The sequence below is a fragment of the Pollutibacter soli genome, from assembly GCA_029269725.1.
GTDB classification, from domain to species: Bacteria; Bacteroidota; Bacteroidia; order Chitinophagales; family Chitinophagaceae; genus Pollutibacter; species Pollutibacter soli.
Map to the genome: position 1 here is coordinate 834,802 of JARJHS010000001.1, position 19,436 is coordinate 854,237.

The window sequence follows — 19,436 nt, forward strand, 5'->3', positions numbered from 1 at the left end:
GTTCAAACGGTAAAATCTGAATTACATTTTTGAAAGAATTTTCATTAAAACCTTTTCATTCTTTTGGAGCCCCGCCAATGTACCAGCTTCTTTACAACTGAGTTTCTGTACATAAGACATCAGTTTACCTTCTTCATACAATTGTATAAGTTTAGGATGTACATAATATTTTCTGCAAACCGATCTTGAATTGCCCAGCTTTTTACTGACATCATCGAGAACAGATAATACATTTTTTTTGACTGTACTTTCGGTATGTGCTTCATCCATGCAACAAAACGACTCCAATGCCTTTACTGTTCCTGTCCAGGTTCGAAAGTCTTTTGCGGAGAAATCTCCCTGCCCAGCCTCTTTTATATAATTGTTCACCATACCCGAATCTATCGTTCTCCTGCTGCCATCTTCTCCAAAATATTGAAACAAATTTTTACCAGGAATATCCCGGCATTGCCTGATGATCTTGACCAGTTGCCTGTTCTTAAGTTTCAGCCGGTGAGAGATCCCCTTTTTCCCTTTGAAAACAAAATCTGCCGACTCGCTTTTTATATCAACGTGCTGATCTTTTAACGTTGTAAGGCCATACGATCCATATAATTTTTCATATCCTGCATTTCCTATCCTGATCGATGTTTCTTCCATTGTGGAGATGGCAGCCGCGATAACCTTTTCAGCATTCAGGTCTTTATTTCTAAGATCTCTTCGTATCCTGCGACGCAACAATGGTAGCGCCTTTCCAAATTCAATCAGTTTGTGAAATTTAGTATCGTTTCTGAGCGAATTCCAATTGGCGTGATAACGATACTGCTTTCTTCCATTCAGGTCTTTTCCCGTCGCCTGTATATGGCCTCCCGCTGAATTACAGATCCAAACATCTGTCCAGGATGGTGGTATAGCGAGTTTTTTTATACGCATCAGGGTGTTCTCATCTTTAACCGTTTTTCCTTTGTAGTAGTATTGAAACCCATTTGCTTTTTTTATCCTGCTGATTCCTTTTTCACCTTCTGTGACATATTTAAGGTCGGCAAGGTCAGCTGATTTCTTCGGGTCTTTATGGATTGCTACATATTGTTTATGTGAAATGGATCTGATTGTTTTCATGCAACGCAAATTGTATAGCATCATTTACAATAAATGAAATGCCAGCCCGACAAAATAAATCTGAGCGCGCGCTATTGCGCATATCGTTTTATGAAACTGGAAAATGAAAAGTCAAATGGAAATAGTGTAGAAAATACTACACGATCTGACGGATGGTCAGTATACGTGATTTTGCTGTTGAATTGCTTCTTCATCCATGTAAACCCAGCAATCAGGATGTTCTTTTAAAATGGTCGCCGGTATCTGCGGAGTAACGGTTCCTTCCAGTACATGTTGAAGAATAGCGGCCTTTTTGGAGCCGTTTACAAGGAGAAATACAGTGCCTGCATTCATTATTGTGGCTAATCCAAGAGTAATTCCGGAGTTGAGCTCTACGGGATTTGAAAAATATTTCCGGCCACCGACTATGGTACTTTCTGTCAACGAAACAATCTGCATTTTTAAACCAAAATCGGAGCCAGGTTCATTCAAACCCAGGTGGCCGTTCTGACCTAATCCTAAAACACAAATCTTTATATTTCCCCTGATGTCGAGCCACTGCTCTGCTTTTCTGCATTCAGCTTCCGGATCAGGAGAAAGTCCGTCAAAAAAGAATATCCGGTTTTCGGGTATGCTTAAAGGTTGGAAAAAATGCTCATCAAGGAACTGGCGGCAACTGCCTTTTTCTGTTGCGGGAACACCAAGCCATTCATCTAAACTTATAAAGTACCAATTCGGTGTTTCATTTTTTTCTTTGAAATGATTCACGATGTTTTGCAAAAAAAGAACAGGTGTATTTCCTGATGGGAAACAGATCAATGGTTCTGTTAAAGTCTCCGCCAAACGGATCACAGCTTCTGCCGCTTTCTGACTCATCTCTTCGTAAGTAGCATGTATACTGAGTTGCATTTTTTTGTTTCTCTATAGAATTTTTATCAACAATCTTTAGAACTCTTACATTTCCGGCAGTAAAAATTTCATACCATCATTGCTCATATAAAACTTTTCCACCAACGATTGTCGTCAATACTTTTGTTTTTTGTATTTCTTCTTCAGAACAGGTCAACAAATTATTTGAGAAAATAACGATATCTGCAAGTTTTCCTTTTTCGAATGAGCCTTTGTCTTTTTCCTCGAAAGCGGCAATTGCATTTGCAAGAGTATAAGAATACAATGCCTCCTGCCTTGTCATTTTTTGTTTTGGATAAAATTCTGATCCGTCTTTGAGTTTGCGCGTAACCAATGCATAGAAATTAGCAATGGGATCAATATTTTCCACCGGTACATCGGTGCCACTGTTTACCAAAACGCCTTCGTCAATAAAGCTACGCCACATGTATGCACCGGATTCAGCTCGTTCTGCACCAAGTCTTTTCAGAACAAAAGGCGCGTCGCTGGTGCAATGAATGCCTTGCATAGACGCTATAATATGGTTGGATTTGAATCTTGGTATTTCAAGCGGATTAACGTGTTGCGCGTGTTCGATACGCCAGCGATGGTCGCGCGAAGGTGCGATACTGATCTGGCTCTCGAAAATATCAATCGTTTTCCTGTTGGCTTTATCGCCGATCGCATGCACACAAAGCTGAAGATTATTTTTCCAGGCGAAAGCGGCGATCTTTTTCAGCTCTGTTGTGTCAAAAGTATTCTGTCCATAAAAATCTTTTCTGTCTGCATAAGGTGCCAGGAGCCATGCGCCATAAGAACCTAATGCACCATCGAGAGAAACTTTAATAGCTTTTATTGTAAGATGATGATTGCCGGCATTCTTGATATTGAACACATTTGAGTTTGATTCCAGGGCCGTAATTCCACTACGGATCATCAGCCAGTGGCGAATCTGCAACTTACCAGCTTCGGCCAGCTGTCGCATCCCTTCCGCTTGCTGAAATGAAGATCCCGCATCAACAAAACTGGTGACGCCATTGCGAAGACATTCATTTTCCGCAAGACCGATACTTCTCACCCACTCCGCTTTTCTTTCTTCAAAAGGCCGTTTGTTGTTCCATTTTTCAAAAGCAATCCACGCAAGATTCTGAGCCCGCTCTTCCAGAACACCAACAATCTTTTTATCTGCATCCTTAACAATATCTCCGCCGGAAGGATTGTTTGTTTTATTGGTTATGCCTGACTGTTGAAGGGCCGCATTGTTCACATAGACACTATGTCCGCTGGCATGGGAAAGGAGTACCGGATTATTCGGTGATACCTTATCGAGTGTTTCATGATAGGGATATCCTAAATGATTTCTTACCGGAGCGGGAACCCATTTTTCCTGGTGCCATCCCCTTCCGACAATCCAGTCGCCGGGCTTTGCTTTTTTCACAGCACTGTCTACAAGAGCAATAATTTCATCCCAGTTTTTTACATTCATCAGGTTGAGGGCAATCATAGATTCTCCCATACCATGGATATGACCATGACCTTCGATCCAACCCGGAGTTACCCACTGGCCTTTTGCATCGATCACTTTTGTTTGCGGGGAAATAAATTTTGCTGCATCTGCATCACTGCCTACAAAAACAATTCTATCGCCATCCACAGCGATCGCTTCCGCGTCCGGTTGTTTAGGATCGAGTGTACTGACCTTTGCATTTTTTATAACCAGCGTAGCCTGCTGAGCAAAAGCATTCACAAACAAAAGCAAAGCAATAAAAACCGATACAAAACGGAATGGGAAATTTGACCTGGACATAGGAATCATATTGTAATTAAGGCACGATCAAAATAAAAAAAGTGAATAGCTGCAATCTACAAACTATTCACTTTTCGGGTTTAAAGTATAATGTTGAAGGTTAAAAGTAAAGGGCTGCCGATGTTGAATTCCTGTGCAAACTACCTGGTCAGTGGTCACTAACAACTCCTTCTGCCTCCTTACTCCTGCCTAGATATATTGATTAACAATATTCTCCAGCCACTCCTGGCGTCCACTGGTTTGTTTCGGCTCGCCGTTGGCGATAGCGAAATCACGCAGATCTTCCAGTTTAAGCTTTCCTTCTTCAAATTCTTTACCTTTTCCGGAATCAAATGAAGAATACCTGTCTTTCCGGAATTTTTTGTAAGGAGAATTATTCAGAATTTTTTCAGCTGTAATTGCTGCACGTGCAAATGCATCCATACCACCAACATGTGCGTGGAAGAGGTCTTCGAGATCCGTTGAGTTGCGACGGGTTTTTGCATCGAAATTTACCCCTCCGCCAGCAAAGCCACCAGCTTCCAGGATGATCAGCATGCATTCCGTCAGCTCATTCAGGTTCATCGGGAACTGATCAGTATCCCAGCCGTTCTGCGCATCACCACGGTTGGCATCGATGCTGCCGAGCATGCCTGCATCAGCGGCTACCTGGAGTTCATGCTGGAAAGTATGACCTGCCAGCGTTGCGTGGTTCACTTCAGCATTTATTTTGAAATCTTTATCCAAACCGAAATGACGGAGAAATCCGATTACAGTTGCGCTGTCAAAATCGTACTGATGTTTTGTTGGCTCACATGGTTTGGGTTCGATAAAGAAAACACCTTTAAAACCCTTGCTGCGAGCATAATCTTTTGCCATATGCAGGAAACGTGCAAGATGTTCCTGTTCACGTTTCATATCGGTGTTGAGCAAAGACATATAACCCTCACGACCACCCCAGAAAACATAGTTTTCACCTTTCAATGCTATCGTTGCATCGAGAGCATTTTTTACCTGGGTACCGGCCCATGCAAGAGCAGTAAAATCAGGATTGGTAGAAGCACCGTTCATATATCTCGGGTTCGAGAAAACATTTGCAGTTCCCCACAATAGTTTTACACCACTTACAGATTGTTTTTTTGCCGCGTAGTCAACGATAGCCGCGAGGTTCGATTCATATTCATTCAGTGAACTGCCTTCATCTACCAGGTCAATATCATGAAAGCAATAGTAAGGAGCGCCAATCTTGGTAATGAATTCGAAAGCTGCATCCATTTTATCTTTAGCGCGGGTAACGGCATCAGGAGCAGCATCCCACGCAAAAGTTTTTGTACCGGGGCCAAAAGGATCGTTACCCGTATTACAGAAGCTATGCCAGTAAGCAATAGCGAATTTAAAATATTCCTTCATCGATTTACCGGCTATCTTTCTGTTTTCATCATACCATTTAAACGCCAGTGGATTGTCTGATTCCGGGCCTTCATATTTTATCTGTGGAATGCCAGGAAAATACTCTTTGTTACCAATTGTTACACTCATATAGGTTTTTTTTCAACAGCAAACATTCGAATGACTTACCGGAAAGAAATTTCTACCGAAATTATTCAGCTGCCTTGTGATGAATTTTTAAGGCGCTAAAGATACTGATCCATCATTATTCCCGGAGAAGAAAAAAAGGTTTTGACCATATTTATTTTGGCACCGGTGATAAATATCCTGCACAGCCAGAAAGCCCTCTTCTCCATAGCTGAGCGTCACTACTGTTCCACCGCTTCCACCCCCACTGATCCGCGCTCCATAGACCTGGTTTTCTACTCCGGATTTTCTTACGAGTTCAACGATATGATCGGTGTGTTTATTCCCTAAACCGATGGAGCTATAGCCTGCATGACTTTGCATCATCAATTCTCCGAGTAACACTAAAGTTGACGCAGGATTTTGATCTGGATCTAATTGCAGAAGGAGCTGGAGAAAAGTTTGAATCCGGTGATTTTCGTAAACCGGATGACGGGCACAACTTTGTAAAGCATATTCTCTTTCCGGTTCCACCCGGGTCACTGCATCGGGAGTTGAGCCATACCTGATAATGAACTCTTCTCCGCTTATTTTTTCCGGTAAAATCGATGCATATTCCTGTTCAAATCTTGAAGGACTGATATTGGCAAGAAATCCTTTGAAGGGAAGTGCCGTCCAATTCCTGCTGTCCCTTGCTTGTTGGATATCTGAGACGCTCGCACCTTCACTGTGTGCTATAACCGAATATGCCATAAACGCTGCCGTGCGGACCGTGCGGTAATCACTTCCACCAACGGCATGTCTGACACCACTATCAATTCCGGTAAAACGAACTTCATTTGGAATTCTCACAGGCGAATAAACTTCTGCAGGTTGACAGATAATCGGCAGTAAATGATTTTCTATTCCGAAGCAAACAGAAAGCTGATCCATGAGCCCGCAGGCTGCTCCCACAATTGCATTTTCTACTTCCTGCGCAAACAGCGGCATTTCCATCGCATCGATAGAAACATCCCACGCAGCGGATATAGCTCTTAAGACAGCTACTTCGATAGCTGCTGATGAAGACACTCCTTTTCCCAAAGGAATCTGTGAGCTGATAAGGATATCGGCACCTGTAATTTCCAGATTTTTCTTTTTCCTGAGAAGAACAAAACATCCCAGGATGTATACCGGCCATGAAGCGCCGGCTTCTTTCCGTATTTTCTGACCGGCTGTTGCGAAATCATCTTCATCATCAATGTTCCAGATCCACTCAAATCTTCTCTCATTGCCATCCGAAGTCTCCGTAAGAATCCTGAATAATTTATTTTTTGCAGGCTGCATCTGCACTTTTGTCTTTTCTGAAATAGGCATCTGCAACAGCAGCGAGCCGGAATAATCAGCAATACCTCCCATCACATCCATTCTGCCGGATGCTTCTGCCGTATATATTTTCCCTCCAGTTGAAAAAAAAGTTGCCATAAAAAACTCTGCGTTAAATAATGTGCATTTCAATTTTGTGGTTCTACGTTTAACGTTCAACGTTCAACGTTATACGCCGAAGTTCGGCGGCTTTTTCTTCAGGGATTGTATCGGCCATAAAGGTATCTGCTCCTGTTTCCGGACCAGCAAGAAATTTCTGAAGTCCCGGTTGTCGCAACGGTGGACAAAGTAGCAGATGCATGTGATAGTCATCATACAATTCACCATCAACAGGCGCTTGTGCAAAAGCCATCACGTAGGGAAATGAAGTATTAAAATTTGCGTCGTACTTCCTGGTTAATATCTGAAATGCAGCCGCCAGTCCTTTCAATTCATCATCACTCATCGTGATCAGTGTTGCATGTTTTCGCTTTGGAAAAACATATGCTTCATAAGCAAACCGGGCAAAAAAAGGAATGAAGGCAATGGCATGTTCATTTTCTGCAATGATCCTGATCTCATCTTTTTGCTCAGCAGCGATGATGTCGGCAAAAATGTTGGATCCCTTTTCATTTCGCCATGCTTTTGCTGCATCCAGTTCTTTCTGAAAAAGATTAAATACAAAATCGGTTGCATAGATCTGGCAATGCGGATGCGGATTCGATACACCGACAATCTCTCCTTTATTTTCAAATATCAGCACAGATTTTATAGCGGGATGTTCTGCAAAGAACTTCATCTGGTCGCGAAGTGCAGAAAATACAGTAGCTATCTGGTCAACCTCAAGATCAGTTAATGATTGATTGTGCCTGGGATCGTAGCAGACTACCCGCGCGATGCCTGTTGCAGCAGCCCGCTGGTACAAACCATTGTGCAGAACGGCATGATGTTCATCAATAGCAGGAGCATTTAATCCAACGACCGGATGATCATTATCAAAAATGAAAACATCCCTATAGTCTGGATTTGCGTTTCCGTGTACACGACTATTGCGTGGACAGAGATAACATCCGGGATCGTAAGCCTCGGACTTAGTACTTGCAGATTTCAATCCAAAGTTCCAGGGTCTGTTGTTTCTATGACCTGCATAAACGATCCATTCCCTTCGCAATGGATGCCATCGTTTTTCCCATTTACCTTCGAATCCGGTTACATTTTCGGTAGTCATAGCAGGCTAAAACTTTAACCCTGCTTTCCAATCTCTATACAACTCTTCATAGCGGGTATGCATGCCCGCCTCCGGTGCAAAACTGTAAAGTTTGTTCATTCCGGTGAAGCATTCACTGAAAGATGTATAAATTCCGGCACCAACACCCGCTGCGCGGGCTGCGCCTTGCGCACCATCGGTATTATACAGTTCCACTTCGCATCCCATGGTATTTGCGAATGCAGTCGAGAACACTTCACTCAAAAACATATTGGTATATCCGGCGCGTACTTTTTTCACTTCCATTCCCATCTCCTTCATGATGTCCACACCATACCGAAGAGCGAATACGATTCCCTCCTGCGCTGCCCTCGCTATATGAGCACGGTTATGGATATTAAAATTGATTTTCTCAAAAGCAGCTCCGGGGTCAGCATTGACAAGAACGCGTTCCGCGCCGTTGCCAAAAGGATAACATTTGATCCCTTCTGCTCCCGGTGCAATTTTCCCGGCAAGGCCGTTCATTTGTGCGTAGGAAAGGTCACTGAAAAAATTCTTGCGAAGCCAGCTGTTCAGACTTCCGGTGCCATTTACACAAAGCAGGATTCCATATCTCGGATCTTTAGCAGTATGACTTACGTGTACAAAACTATTCACCCTTGATTGCGGATCCCAGGATACTTTATCCGTAACACCATAAACAACTCCGGATGTACCTGCTGTTGCTGCGATTTCGCCAGGCTGTAAAACATTCAGCGAGTATGCATTATTTGGCTGGTCACCTGCGCGATAACTGACAGGCACACCCGCTTTTATTCCGAGGATGTCTCCAGCCGTTTTTGACACCCGACCCTGTTCACCCATCTGGGGAACCAGTGGTGACAACAGCGATTCATCAATCTGGTAATATTTCAATAAATCATCGGCTTTTGCTGCGTTTTTGAAATCCCAGAAAATGCCTTCAGATAACCCGGAAACCGTAGTAGACACTTCGCCTGTGAGTTTTAAAGCGATATAATCTCCCGGCAACATCACTTTGTATATGCGTTTATAATTATCCGGTTCATTCTCCTGCACCCATTTCAATTTTGAAGCGGTGAAATTTCCCGGTGAATTAAGGTAATGTTCAAGACAGAACTGCTCACCTATCGTTTTAAATGCTTTGTTTCCGATCTCCACAGCTCTGCCATCGCACCAAATGATAGATGGCCTTACAGGATGGAGATCTTTATCGACAACCACCATTCCATGCATCTGATAGGAAATGCCAATCGACGCGATCTCTTCCGGAGCAAACGCAATTTGTTTTTTAAGTAGTGCTGTAGCATTTTGTACTTCCTTCCACCAGCTTTCAGGTTCCTGCTCAGCAAAGCCAGGTTTAGGCGCCATCATTTCCATTTCGACAGAGGGCGAAAAAGCAGAAGCAACTGCTTTGCCTGTTTCAATATCCAGTAATGAGGCTTTTATCGAAGAAGATCCTATATCGTAACCCAACAAATATTTCATTAGTCAAAATTTGACAGAACTAAACAATCTTTTGTTTTTAAAATTTATTTCTGAACTGAGAACTGGTAAATGGTCTGACTGGCCCATTTTTCCCCAGGCTGAAGAACTACAGAAGGAAATTGTGGCTGATTTGGCGAATCCGGGAAATGCTGGGTCTCCAGACAAAAACCGGTCCTGTGATCATAAGTCGCACCTTTTCCTTTTTCATTTCCATTCAGAAAATTTCCGGTATAAAGCTGTACACCAGGTTGCGTTGTGAACACCGTCATTACCCTGCCTGAATTCGGCTCTATAACAACTGCCGCTTTTTTTAGTTCGAGATCATCTTTTTCTTTAAGTACATAGTTGTGGTCATAACCTCCACCAAAAATGATCTGCTCTTCTTTTGCATCAATTCTTTCACCGATGGTATGGGGTTCAAGAAAATCAAAAGCGGTTCCCTTTACAGGCATCAATTTTCCTGTCGGAATCAAAGTGCTGTCAACAGGTGTAATAGAGTTACCAAAAATCTGCATCTTATGATCCAGGATTTTTCCCGAGCCAATACCAGCAAGATTAAAATAGGCGTGGTTCGACAAGTTCAGTACTGTTGCCTGATCGGTTGATGCAGTATAATCCAATTTCAGTTCATTGCTGTCAGTAAGTGTATACGTAAGCGTTACCTTCAGCGTACCCGGATAACCTTCATCACCATCTTTGCTGGTCATGCTGAACTCAACAGCATTGCCGGTTTGTTTCGCATCCCATACATATTTATTGAACCCTACTTTGCCTCCATGCAATGAATTAGGACCGTTGTTTGCTGCAAGCTGGTAAGTTTTTCCATTCAGGCTGAATTGTGCCTTAGCGATACGGTTCGCATAACGACCAACTGCACATCCGAAAAATGCCCCTCCATTATAATATCCCTGTATGCTGTCGTATCCAAGAATCACATCTGCATTCTTCCCGGTCTTATCCGGCACAAGAATGCTTACAATAGTTGCGCCATAATTGGTGAGAGATACCTGCATACCGGAACTGTTTTTCAATGTAAACAGTTCGACTTTTTTTCCATTGAGAGAATCCGTAAATAGCGACGACGACTCTGTCTTTTTTTCCATATCCTTTTTTTCAGATTCCGGCAGCACACATGCAACACCGGCGAAACATAAAATTACAAATTGAAGAATTCTGTTTTTTATCATTATACAAGCGATTGAATTTTTACTGCATGGGTACCGTCGCCGGTAACTACTTCATAATATCGAAGAGCGTTTCCGGAGAAATGCTGATATGCCGAAGCTAACTTATTTACAAGCGCGGGCACTTCCTGTTTAAGTACAAGATTAATGGTACATCCACCAAATCCGCCACCCATCATGCGTGCTCCTGCAACTGCCGGATCATTTCTCACCGCATCCACCAGGAAATCAAGCTCGGTGCAGCTGACCTCGTAATCATGTTGGAGACCTTCATGTGATGCGTACATCAATTCTCCAACGGTATCGAAGTCACCCTTGGTCAATGCGTCGCAGGTTAACCATACCCGTTTGTTTTCCGAGATCACAAATTTGCAACGGCGATAAACAATTTTATCAAGGAATTCTGCAGATTCTTCCAACATTTCGAGATTAACATCCCGGAGATTGGAAACAGAAGGAAATCGTATTTTTATTCCTGAAACACCTGCTGCACATTCTTCTCTTCGCGTATTGTATTCTGATGAAGCGAGACTATGTTTCACTCCGGTATCCAGCAACAGGAGTACATAATCATTTAATTCCAGCGGAAAATAATCGTATTGAAGTGTCCGGCAATCCAGTCGCAACACGTGATCCATTCTTCCATGCAAGCTGGCAAACATGTCCATGATACCACATTGCAGACCGATGAATTCATTCTCGGCTTTTTTGGTCAGGAATGCCAGTGATTTTCTGTCAAGATTGGTACGTAGAAAATGATTTAATGCAAAAGCCACCACACATTCCAGGGCAGCTGAAGATGAAAGGCCTGCTCCAATCGGAATATCTGCCGCAACAACCAGATTAAATGCGGGAGGTTTATGTCCTGCAATCCGGAATTCATGTACTATACCCTGGATATAATTTGCCCATGCCTGAGAGAGCTTGCCATCGTGCCACCGGTTGACTTCAATCGATTCTCCAAAATCCACCGAGATCCAGGTGCCTGTTTCGGTTTCTGCCGGAGCAATTGCAAGGTAGATGGCTTTATCAATAGCGGCGGGAAGTACAAAACCTTCATTATAATCCGTATGCTCACCGATCAGATTTATCCGTCCAGGAGAACGAAATACCAGGGCCGGTGCCGCGAACCGATCTGCGAAAATATTCCGGACAATCTCTGCAAGCATCATAGATCTGGAAAAATACGGAAAAAGTTCATAGTTCACCGTTCACGGTTCAGTTTGAACAGCCAGTTCAAAGTTCATGGTCCATAGCTTGCTTCGGCCAGGCAGGTTTGAAGAGTCAGTTTTCGATTTTCATGCCTGATATTCTGTATCCGGTATTCTTTTTTCTCAATTAGACCACCATCAAACTGCAACCTCTCACATCACTATTGTCCATCCTGCCGATAACCTCAAAGCCGCCATCCTCGTGCAATATGCCCAGGTCATCGGTGGCTATGAATGAACAGGAAAAACGATTGGCCAGGTCAATAATATTTATCAGGCCTTGTTTCAAAGGATTACCGTGACGATCTGTTGTGCTCAGGGGGTCATCTTCAGCACGTAAGAGAATTTTCATCCAGGGTGGGCAGTAAAATATCCCATCGCCTTTTGAGTATGCCTGGGACAGTAATTCCGTCATTCCATACTCAGCATGTATTTCCTTTAATCCCCAGGCGTTTTTCAGAAAAGCATGAACTTCATTTCGGGTGAGCTCTTCTCTCCTGCCTTTCATGCCCCCCGTTTCCATAATGATTGTATGTTTTAAATTCATCGGAAAAACTGCAGCAAAATCCATCAGGGCAAAAGTTACCCCCAGCAAAATTGTTGGTTGCCCGGATGATTCAAGTTCGAGAATTGTTTTGCTGAGGTTTTTCAGCTGATCGAGATAGAATCCACTCTTAGGGTGACTCGATCGTTTTATGAGATCATCGGCCATCAGTATCAATGATGAATTCGATCTTTCCAAATAAGACGGGAGTAACGCGAGAATACAGAAATTTTCAGGAGAGCCGTAAAACTGTTCAAATCCGGCGAGAAAACTCTCACGATAAACTGCAACCGATTTTACATGATGCCTGCTGTTCCCCGCCCGGGTCGTTCCGCTGGATTCAAAAATCACTTCGGCGTCGAACACCGTAGTTTTCACTTCGTGGGATTTAAAAAACTGTATCGGAAGAAATGGAAGGTCGGTCAGTCCTGTTATTTCAGGCTTTTCGCCGAATACCCTGTGTATATAATCCTTGTATAAAGCGTTATGATGGTACTGGAAATCAAAAGTTTCCTGCACCTTTTGAGGGAAAGAAAAAATGTTAAAATCCACCATAGTATTTCCGGATTCAGTGGCTGACTTAGGTTTTTCACCCCGGATCGGTTATTTTTGAGCTGTTTAATAAAACAATATGCTCCAACGCGTATCCATCATCCTCTGTCTGATTGTTTTGTTTTCCTGCGGCAAAGATACTTTTCAAAGCAAACCACAGCTTACTCTTAAAGATGTGAGCTCTACAATAGTTCCTCCGAACGGTGGTCTTATCATTAATATGAGACTTACCGACAAAGAAGGTGATTTCCTGGATACCATCTGGGTTAAAAAAGTGACTACGCGATGCCCTACCAGCAATTTCGCTGATTCTCTTTTATACAGAATTCCCGGCGACGTTCCCAAAACGAAGAATTTTGATGGTGATGTGACCGTTACATTTACTTATGCTTTCGAACTTCAGCCCCGCTGTACGCAGCCGGATACAGCGGTATTCAGTTTCTGGATGAAGGATGAAAAGGGTAATATAAGCGACACAGCAAGAACTCCGCAAATCATTATATTGAGGCCTTAAGAGGTCGCCGTGCTTCAAAGGATATTCAATTTCTTACTCTTCTCAAATATTTATATTGCCGTTTGTGCTGCATTAATGGTGATGCAGACCATGCAATTTTTCCCCGGAGGAAAACACAATTCCACTTTTCTTTATTTTATTGTTTCGTCTACCCTAGTCAGTTATAATTTTCATTGGTTCCTTACACGTCCAAAACCAGGGACTTCCCAACGTGGCGACTGGACCCTGAAACATCGGGGCGTGTTATTAGTTATGCTCATGATCGGTATTGCGGGCTCCATTATTTTTTTTATTCCGCTGATGAAACACTGGCTCCCGATTGGGTTTATAGTGTTTATTACATTCATTTATTCCGCACCAAAAATTCCAATATTCAGTCGGCTCAATAAAATTGCAGTTGCAAAAACGCTCTTTCTTACGACAGTATGGGTGTATGTGACATCCGTACTATATTTCCTGGTGAATGAGATACCTTATACGCAGGAGCAGTTTCTGTTTGTTTTGAGCAGATTTTTCCTGATCTATTGCATTTGTATATTGTTTGATTATCGTGACCATGAAGATGACCGGAAAAACGGATTGAGCAGCCTGCCGGTAAATGTAAACAGTTCAACGCTCGCAATATTTTTCTACGGGTCTGCACTATTGTTTATAATAGTAACTACCCTCCTGTATTTTAAAAGCTGGCAGGGAGTCGATGTGATGCTTATGTTGATACCAGGAATCATTGTTGCACTGCTTTACAATTATGCCCGCAATCATTTCTCTGATTATCTGTATTATTTTATATTGGACGGGATGATGATGTTCAGTTCCCTGCTGACGTTACTGATTGGTTTTTGATTATTTTTGAAACTTATTCTATTTAACTATGGCAAAACCTCCAAAGGCATCGAAGAAAATCACGAATGATAAATCATGGAAATTTTTAAGAGAGTATATCAATAATCCATCGCCCACGGGTTTCGAGAGTTGGGGGCAAAAATTGTGGATTGAATATGTAAAGCCTTACGCTGATGAGATTATGACCGATCCTTACGGCACAGCCTCAGCGATTATAAATCCACAGGAAAAATTCAAGGTCGTTATAGAGGCTCATGCTGATGAAATCAGCTGGTTTGTCAATTATATTTCCGGTGAAGGCCTGATCTATTTAAAAAGAAATGGCGGCGTTGACCACCAGATCGCCCCTGCAAAAAGAGTACTGATCCATGGAAAGAAAGGACCGGTGAAAGCAGTTTTCGGATGGCCGGCTATACATACACGTTTAAGTAATCCGGAAACAAAAGAGCCCGCGCCCAAAGTGGAAAATCTGTTTCTTGATTGCGGCGCAAGAAATAAGAAGGATGTTGAAGCTCTTGGTATCCATATCGGTGCAGTAGTTACCTATGAAGAAGGGTACGATGAACTTGCATACGATTATATCATTGGCCGCGCATTGGATAATCGCATTGGTGGTTTTATGATTGCAGAAGTTGCGCGGCTGATCAAAGAAAATAAAAAGAAATTACCATTTGCTTTATACGTTGTAAATGCCGTGCAGGAGGAAGTGGGATTGCGTGGTGCGGAAATGATCGCCAGGAGGATAAAACCAGATGTCGCGATCATTACTGATGTGACCCATGACACCACCACACCGATGGTTAATAAAATCATCGAAGGTGACGTGGCATGCGGCAAAGGTCCTTCACTTGCATTCGGGCCGGCGGTTCACAATAAACTGCTTGATTATGTAAGAAAAACAGCAGACAAATCAAACATTCATGTACAGCTTCGCGCAGTGAGTCGTTCAACAGGTACGGATACAGATTCATTCGCATACGCAAATGACGGATGTCCTTCTGTGTTGATTTCGATTCCTTTGCGTTATATGCATACCACTGTTGAGATGATCCATAAAGATGATATTGAAAATACCATCAGGCTGATGTATGATACGGTGCTGGGTATTACACCTAAAACGAATCTTAGTTATTTTTAGTTTTCAACCCTCAAATAGTATCAACAGAAGATTATGGCATCATTAATCAGGAATGACTGGACCCTCAACGAAATAAAAGATATCTATAATACTCCCCTGCTTGAACTCGTGTATCGTGCTGCTACTGTGCATCGCGAATACCAGGAAAGTAATGAGGTGCAGGTCTGTACGCTGCTATCCGTGAAAACCGGCGGATGTTCAGAAGACTGCGCTTATTGTCCCCAGGCAGCTCGATATCATACTGGTGTAAACGTGCATGCATTAATGCAGACTGATGAAGTTATTTCTTATGCCAGAAAAGCTGCTGAAGCAGGATCAACACGGTTTTGTATGGGCGCTGCCTGGAGAGAGGTTCGCGACAATCGTGATTTCGATAGAGTGATTGAATTTGTGAAAGAGGTGAATAAGCTTGGAATGGAAGTTTGCTGTACTCTTGGTATGCTGACTGAAAACCAGGCACAACGACTCGCTGATGCTGGATTGTACGCATACAATCATAACCTTGATACCTCTGACGAATACTATTCTGAGATTATCACTACCCGCACTTATGATGATCGTTTGAAAACATTAGATAATGTGCGCAAAGCAGGTGTTTCCGTTTGCTGTGGCGGAATTGTAGGTTTAGGCGAAACGCATGAAGACCGCATCAAAATGCTGCATACGCTGAGTACAATGGCGGAACATCCCGAATCAGTTCCGGTCAATGCACTCGTGGCAGTAAAAGGAACACCGCTGGAAAACCAGGGCAAAGTAAATATCTGGGATATGGTCAGGATGATTGCGACTGCGAGGATCCTTATGCCTGGAGCGATGGTACGCCTAAGCGCAGGCAGAACAGAGATGAGTTTGTCAGACCAGGCGCTTTGTTTTATGGCAGGAGCCAACTCCATATTCGCCGGTGATAAATTGTTGACTACGCCCAATCCATCTTTTGACGATGACCATTCGATGTTTGAATTGTTTGGATTGAAACCCAGGGCGGCGTTTAAGGAAACCATGCACGTTTAACGTATAACGTTGAACGTTAAACGCAGGCTTATCCGGTGCGAAGTTTCAAAAGATCCAGAGTCAGATATTTTGAATTGCAGGAAAATTCCTGATATCAATCAATCAATTATTGTTTGTCTCCATGGCACAATATGCTCCTACGGAACATACTTTTATTGCGAACGTTTGTAGCAACCGATTCAAATCCTGAATCTTATCCCATCGGAACATTTGTGCTTCTCACAAAACAATATACTTCCATTCACCGCAAGGGCTAACGTTTTACGTTCAGCATTCAACGTTTAACGTTTAACGTTCACCGTTCAACGCTATCTCAAACACCTGCTGCATCGTCTTTACGTAATGAAATTTGATACCTTTGATGAATCCTGTATTGATCTCGTCGACATCACGTTGATTCTGCCAGCAAAGAACGATTTCCTTTAACCCCGCACGCTTTGCTGCAAGAACTTTTTCCTTGATCCCACCAACGGGAAGGACCTGTCCGCGTAACGTACTCTCACCTGTCATCGCGAAATAAGGTTTTACTTTTTTACCGGTGAGTGCCGATGCGATGGATGTCATCATCGTAATACCTGCACTGGGCCCGTCTTTCGGAACAGCACCTTCGGGCACATGCACATGTACATTCTTTTTCTGAAATAATTCAGGATCGATACCCAGTTTCTTCGCATTAGTTTGAAGCCAGGTGTATGCAGTTGAAGCACTCTCCTTCATCACATTTCCAAGGTTTCCCGTCAGTTTCATTTCACCTTTACCATCACTAAGACTTGACTCGATAAAAAGAATATCACCGCCAACATACGTCCATGCAAGACCAACAGCCACTCCAGGCATATTCGCCGTTTTGTAGATCTCGTTATTGTATCTCGGTTTACCCAGGATACGCTGAACATCTTTATTAGTGATGGTGGGTTTTACCTTTCCTTTTTCAGCATATTCCCTCGCAGTAGCCCGCATAATGGATGCCAGCTGACGATCCAGTTCACGAACACCACTCTCGCGTGTATAGTTTTCTATGATATCTTCAAGTACAGGAGTGTTTATTTTCAAAGGGACATTCTTCAACCCGTGCAGTTCTTTTTGCTTGGGGAACAAATGCCTTTTTGCGATCTCTTCTTTTTCTTCGACAGCATATCCACTAAGCTCTATAATTTCAAGACGATCACGAAGCGCCGGTTGAATATTGTTGATATCATTTGCAGTAGCAATGAACAACACTTTGCTCAGATCATACTCGAGTTCGAGATAGTTATCGTAAAAGGTGTTGTTCTGCTCAGGATCCAAAACTTCAAGCAATGCAGAAGAAGGATCGCCGCGCTGATCTTTGCCCACTTTGTCAATCTCATCGAGGATCATTACGGGGTTGGAGGATTTTACTTTTCTCAGCGACTGTACCACCCTGCCAGGCATCGCACCGATATACGTTTTACGGTGTCCGCGGATTTCACTTTCATCATGTAAACCGCCTAAACTCAGTCTTACATATTTTCTTCCGATCGCATTTGATATGCTACGACCCAGGGATGTTTTTCCAATTCCCGGAGGACCAACAAAACAAAGGATCGGACTCTTCATATCTCCTTTCAGCTTTAATACAGCAAGATATTCGAGTATTCTTTCTTTGATCTTATGCATACCATAATGATCTGCATCAAGAACTTTCTTTGCTTTTTTAAGATCGTAGTGATCTTCGGTATATTCTTCCCATGGAAGATCGAGCAGCAGGTCAACATGATTAAACACGATGGAATAATCCGGAGTACCCGGATGCATACGCTCCAGCTTTTCGATCTCTTTCTGAAAAAGATCTTTTGCAGCCTGTGGCCATTTCTTTGCCTCGGCTTTTTTCTTCATTTCCTGCAGCTCACGATCATTCGCATCTCCACCCAACTCATCCTTAATACTCTTCAGCTGTTGCTGCAGAAAATATTCGCGCTGCTGTTTATCGAGTTCTGTTTTGGTTTTCGTTGTAACCTTATTTTTCAATTCCGCAAACTGCAGTTCCTTCTGTAACATATGCAGCAACGTTTCCGCGCGGGCACGCGTATCCTTCATCTCCAGCAATTGCTGTTTTTCGGCAAGTTCACTGTTCAGGTTACTGCTTACAAAATGTACAAGAAAGGAAGGGTTCTCAATATTCTTAAGGATGATCGCTGCCTCTGCAGGTATATTCGGAGAGAGTTGTATAATTTGTCCGGCCAGGTCTTTAATCGAACTAACGGTAGCGTCAAACTGCTGATCGTTTTTGATATCATCTTCCTCAACGACTTTAATTTTCGCTTTGAAAAATGGCTCTTCTGTGACAACCTCCTCCACTTCAAAGCGTCGCTTCCCCTGGATGATCACAGTGGTTCCACCGTCGGGCATCCTGATCATTTTGATCACGCGGGCTACAGTACCCAGGCTAACAAGATCCTTAAAAGCGGGATCTTCGATATTACTGTCTTTTTGTGACAGCACACCCACCATTTTGTCAGTCTTATATGCTTCATTTACAGCCTTAATGGATTTATCGCGCCCCACGGTGATCGGAATCACAACACCGGGAAACAACACCGTATTTCGAAGCGGTAGTATCGGTAGTTCAGCTGGAATGGCCGTGTCATCTGCATTTTCGCCGTCCTGGTCGTTCAGCGGGATGATCGGCATGTAATCAATATCTTCCTCCGGGGTAAAAAAAACAGAGCTTTTGTTCATAATCCTCTGGTTAACGTCAGGCTGTCACTTTTTAGGTAAAACTCTAATAAAACTATAAGGAACTATAGTTAGTCAAGTTTGGTGCCAGCCATCAGAGCCGAATTAAAATCGCTTAATCTGCTGAGATATTTTGTAAAGAGGGCTAAGAAAATTATTGTGTTACGCAGACAGCAGATGGTGGAGGTAGACGGCAGAAATTTTTAGAAAGCAGATGGTATAAGAACGATGATCAGCAGCGAAAAGTAAATATCTTATATATCCAAAATTCAACATGTGTGACAAGTAATCTTTTTAATACTTGTCAACGGTATTCAGATCCGAAATCAATATCCAGGACAAACATTGAACACCTTAACTAATAACAAATTTCCGACTAAATAATCCGGGAACTAATTATTTAAAGGCAAATATTTTGT

At 42.8% G+C, this 19,436-nt stretch carries 15 protein-coding genes; 4 read left to right on the forward strand and 11 right to left on the reverse strand.

The window, feature by feature from the left end; translation table 11 throughout:
• Window positions 1–21 precede the first annotated feature (21 nt).
• The 10 genes from P2W82_RS03485 to P2W82_RS03530 form a co-directional block, all read right to left on the reverse strand.
• Window positions 22–1,098, reverse strand: a complete 1,077-nt coding sequence (locus P2W82_RS03485) for a DNA topoisomerase IB (protein WP_336514447.1) — start codon at window positions 1,096–1,098, stop codon at window positions 22–24.
• Window positions 1,099–1,254: 156 nt separating this feature from the next.
• The gene (locus P2W82_RS03490; RefSeq protein ID WP_336514448.1) at window positions 1,255–1,986 is read right to left on the reverse strand and encodes a glucosamine-6-phosphate deaminase; all 732 of its coding nucleotides are present in this window, start codon (window positions 1,984–1,986) and stop codon (window positions 1,255–1,257) included.
• Between the two features lie 76 nt (window positions 1,987–2,062).
• Complete coding sequence (locus tag P2W82_RS03495) at window positions 2,063–3,772, reverse strand: amidohydrolase (protein WP_336514449.1); 1,710 nt, start codon at window positions 3,770–3,772, stop codon at window positions 2,063–2,065.
• 189 nt (window positions 3,773–3,961) lie between these two features.
• On the reverse strand, window positions 3,962–5,290 hold the full coding sequence (gene xylA, locus P2W82_RS03500) for a xylose isomerase (protein WP_336514450.1): 1,329 nt from the start codon (window positions 5,288–5,290) through the stop codon (window positions 3,962–3,964).
• Between the two features lie 87 nt (window positions 5,291–5,377).
• Window positions 5,378–6,730, reverse strand: a complete 1,353-nt coding sequence (locus P2W82_RS03505; RefSeq protein WP_336514451.1) for a GHMP family kinase ATP-binding protein — start codon at window positions 6,728–6,730, stop codon at window positions 5,378–5,380.
• Between the two features lie 49 nt (window positions 6,731–6,779).
• A complete protein-coding gene (galT, locus tag P2W82_RS03510) occupies window positions 6,780–7,838 on the reverse strand; it encodes a galactose-1-phosphate uridylyltransferase (RefSeq protein WP_336514452.1) in 1,059 nt (352 codons plus the stop codon).
• Between the two features lie 6 nt (window positions 7,839–7,844).
• Window positions 7,845–9,323 (reverse strand): xylulokinase, encoded by a 1,479-nt coding sequence (locus tag P2W82_RS03515; RefSeq protein ID WP_336514453.1) that lies wholly within the window; start codon window positions 9,321–9,323, stop codon window positions 7,845–7,847.
• Window positions 9,324–9,367: 44 nt separating this feature from the next.
• The gene (locus P2W82_RS03520) at window positions 9,368–10,426 is read right to left on the reverse strand and encodes an aldose epimerase family protein (protein ID WP_336514454.1); all 1,059 of its coding nucleotides are present in this window, start codon (window positions 10,424–10,426) and stop codon (window positions 9,368–9,370) included.
• A gap of 83 nt (window positions 10,427–10,509) precedes the next feature.
• A complete protein-coding gene (galK, locus tag P2W82_RS03525) occupies window positions 10,510–11,715 on the reverse strand; it encodes a galactokinase (protein ID WP_336514455.1) in 1,206 nt (401 codons plus the stop codon).
• A 130-nt stretch (window positions 11,716–11,845) separates the two neighbouring features.
• Window positions 11,846–12,817, reverse strand: coding sequence for a LuxE/PaaK family acyltransferase (locus P2W82_RS03530; protein WP_336514456.1), 972 nt, complete (start codon window positions 12,815–12,817; stop codon window positions 11,846–11,848).
• Window positions 12,818–12,893: 76 nt separating this feature from the next.
• Between P2W82_RS03530 and P2W82_RS03535 the strand changes: the two genes are divergently transcribed.
• From P2W82_RS03535 to bioB, 4 genes are read left to right on the forward strand one after another with little or no spacing between them, the layout of a single operon-like run.
• Window positions 12,894–13,328: a hypothetical protein gene (locus tag P2W82_RS03535; protein ID WP_336514457.1), complete on the forward strand. Its 435-nt coding sequence runs from the start codon at window positions 12,894–12,896 to the stop codon at window positions 13,326–13,328.
• A gap of 9 nt (window positions 13,329–13,337) precedes the next feature.
• Window positions 13,338–14,171, forward strand: coding sequence for a UbiA prenyltransferase family protein (locus P2W82_RS03540; RefSeq protein ID WP_336514458.1), 834 nt, complete (start codon window positions 13,338–13,340; stop codon window positions 14,169–14,171).
• Between the two features lie 28 nt (window positions 14,172–14,199).
• Entirely contained in the window at window positions 14,200–15,309 is a 1,110-nt protein-coding gene (locus P2W82_RS03545) for a M42 family metallopeptidase (protein ID WP_336514459.1), read from the forward strand.
• Between the two features lie 33 nt (window positions 15,310–15,342).
• Window positions 15,343–16,320, forward strand: a complete 978-nt coding sequence (gene bioB, locus P2W82_RS03550) for a biotin synthase BioB (protein ID WP_336514460.1) — start codon at window positions 15,343–15,345, stop codon at window positions 16,318–16,320.
• A 288-nt stretch (window positions 16,321–16,608) separates the two neighbouring features.
• On the opposite strand, the gene lon is transcribed toward bioB, so the two are convergent.
• Complete coding sequence (gene lon / locus P2W82_RS03555) at window positions 16,609–19,020, reverse strand: endopeptidase La (protein ID WP_336514461.1); 2,412 nt, start codon at window positions 19,018–19,020, stop codon at window positions 16,609–16,611.
• Between the last annotated feature and the right edge of the window lie 416 nt (window positions 19,021–19,436).

What these genes read in the sequence shown, in the direction of transcription:
- lon (WP_336514461.1), bottom strand. Translation starts at nt 19,020, where the DNA reads ATGAACAAAAGCTCTGTTTTTTTTACCCCGGAGGAAGATATTGATTAC.
- galT (WP_336514452.1), bottom strand. Translation starts at nt 7,838, where the DNA reads ATGACTACCGAAAATGTAACCGGATTCGAAGGTAAATGGGAAAAACGA.
- P2W82_RS03520 (WP_336514454.1), bottom strand. Translation starts at nt 10,426, where the DNA reads ATGGAAAAAAAGACAGAGTCGTCGTCGCTATTTACGGATTCTCTCAAT.
- P2W82_RS03530 (WP_336514456.1), bottom strand. Translation starts at nt 12,817, where the DNA reads ATGGTGGATTTTAACATTTTTTCTTTCCCTCAAAAGGTGCAGGAAACT.
- xylA (WP_336514450.1), bottom strand. Translation starts at nt 5,290, where the DNA reads ATGAGTGTAACAATTGGTAACAAAGAGTATTTTCCTGGCATTCCACAG.
- P2W82_RS03535 (WP_336514457.1), top strand. Translation starts at nt 12,894, where the DNA reads ATGCTCCAACGCGTATCCATCATCCTCTGTCTGATTGTTTTGTTTTCC.
- P2W82_RS03485 (WP_336514447.1), bottom strand. Translation starts at nt 1,098, where the DNA reads ATGAAAACAATCAGATCCATTTCACATAAACAATATGTAGCAATCCAT.
- bioB (WP_336514460.1), top strand. Translation starts at nt 15,343, where the DNA reads ATGGCATCATTAATCAGGAATGACTGGACCCTCAACGAAATAAAAGAT.
- P2W82_RS03545 (WP_336514459.1), top strand. Translation starts at nt 14,200, where the DNA reads ATGGCAAAACCTCCAAAGGCATCGAAGAAAATCACGAATGATAAATCA.
- P2W82_RS03490 (WP_336514448.1), bottom strand. Translation starts at nt 1,986, where the DNA reads ATGCAACTCAGTATACATGCTACTTACGAAGAGATGAGTCAGAAAGCG.
- P2W82_RS03505 (WP_336514451.1), bottom strand. Translation starts at nt 6,730, where the DNA reads ATGGCAACTTTTTTTTCAACTGGAGGGAAAATATATACGGCAGAAGCA.
- P2W82_RS03515 (WP_336514453.1), bottom strand. Translation starts at nt 9,323, where the DNA reads ATGAAATATTTGTTGGGTTACGATATAGGATCTTCTTCGATAAAAGCC.
- P2W82_RS03495 (WP_336514449.1), bottom strand. Translation starts at nt 3,772, where the DNA reads ATGTCCAGGTCAAATTTCCCATTCCGTTTTGTATCGGTTTTTATTGCT.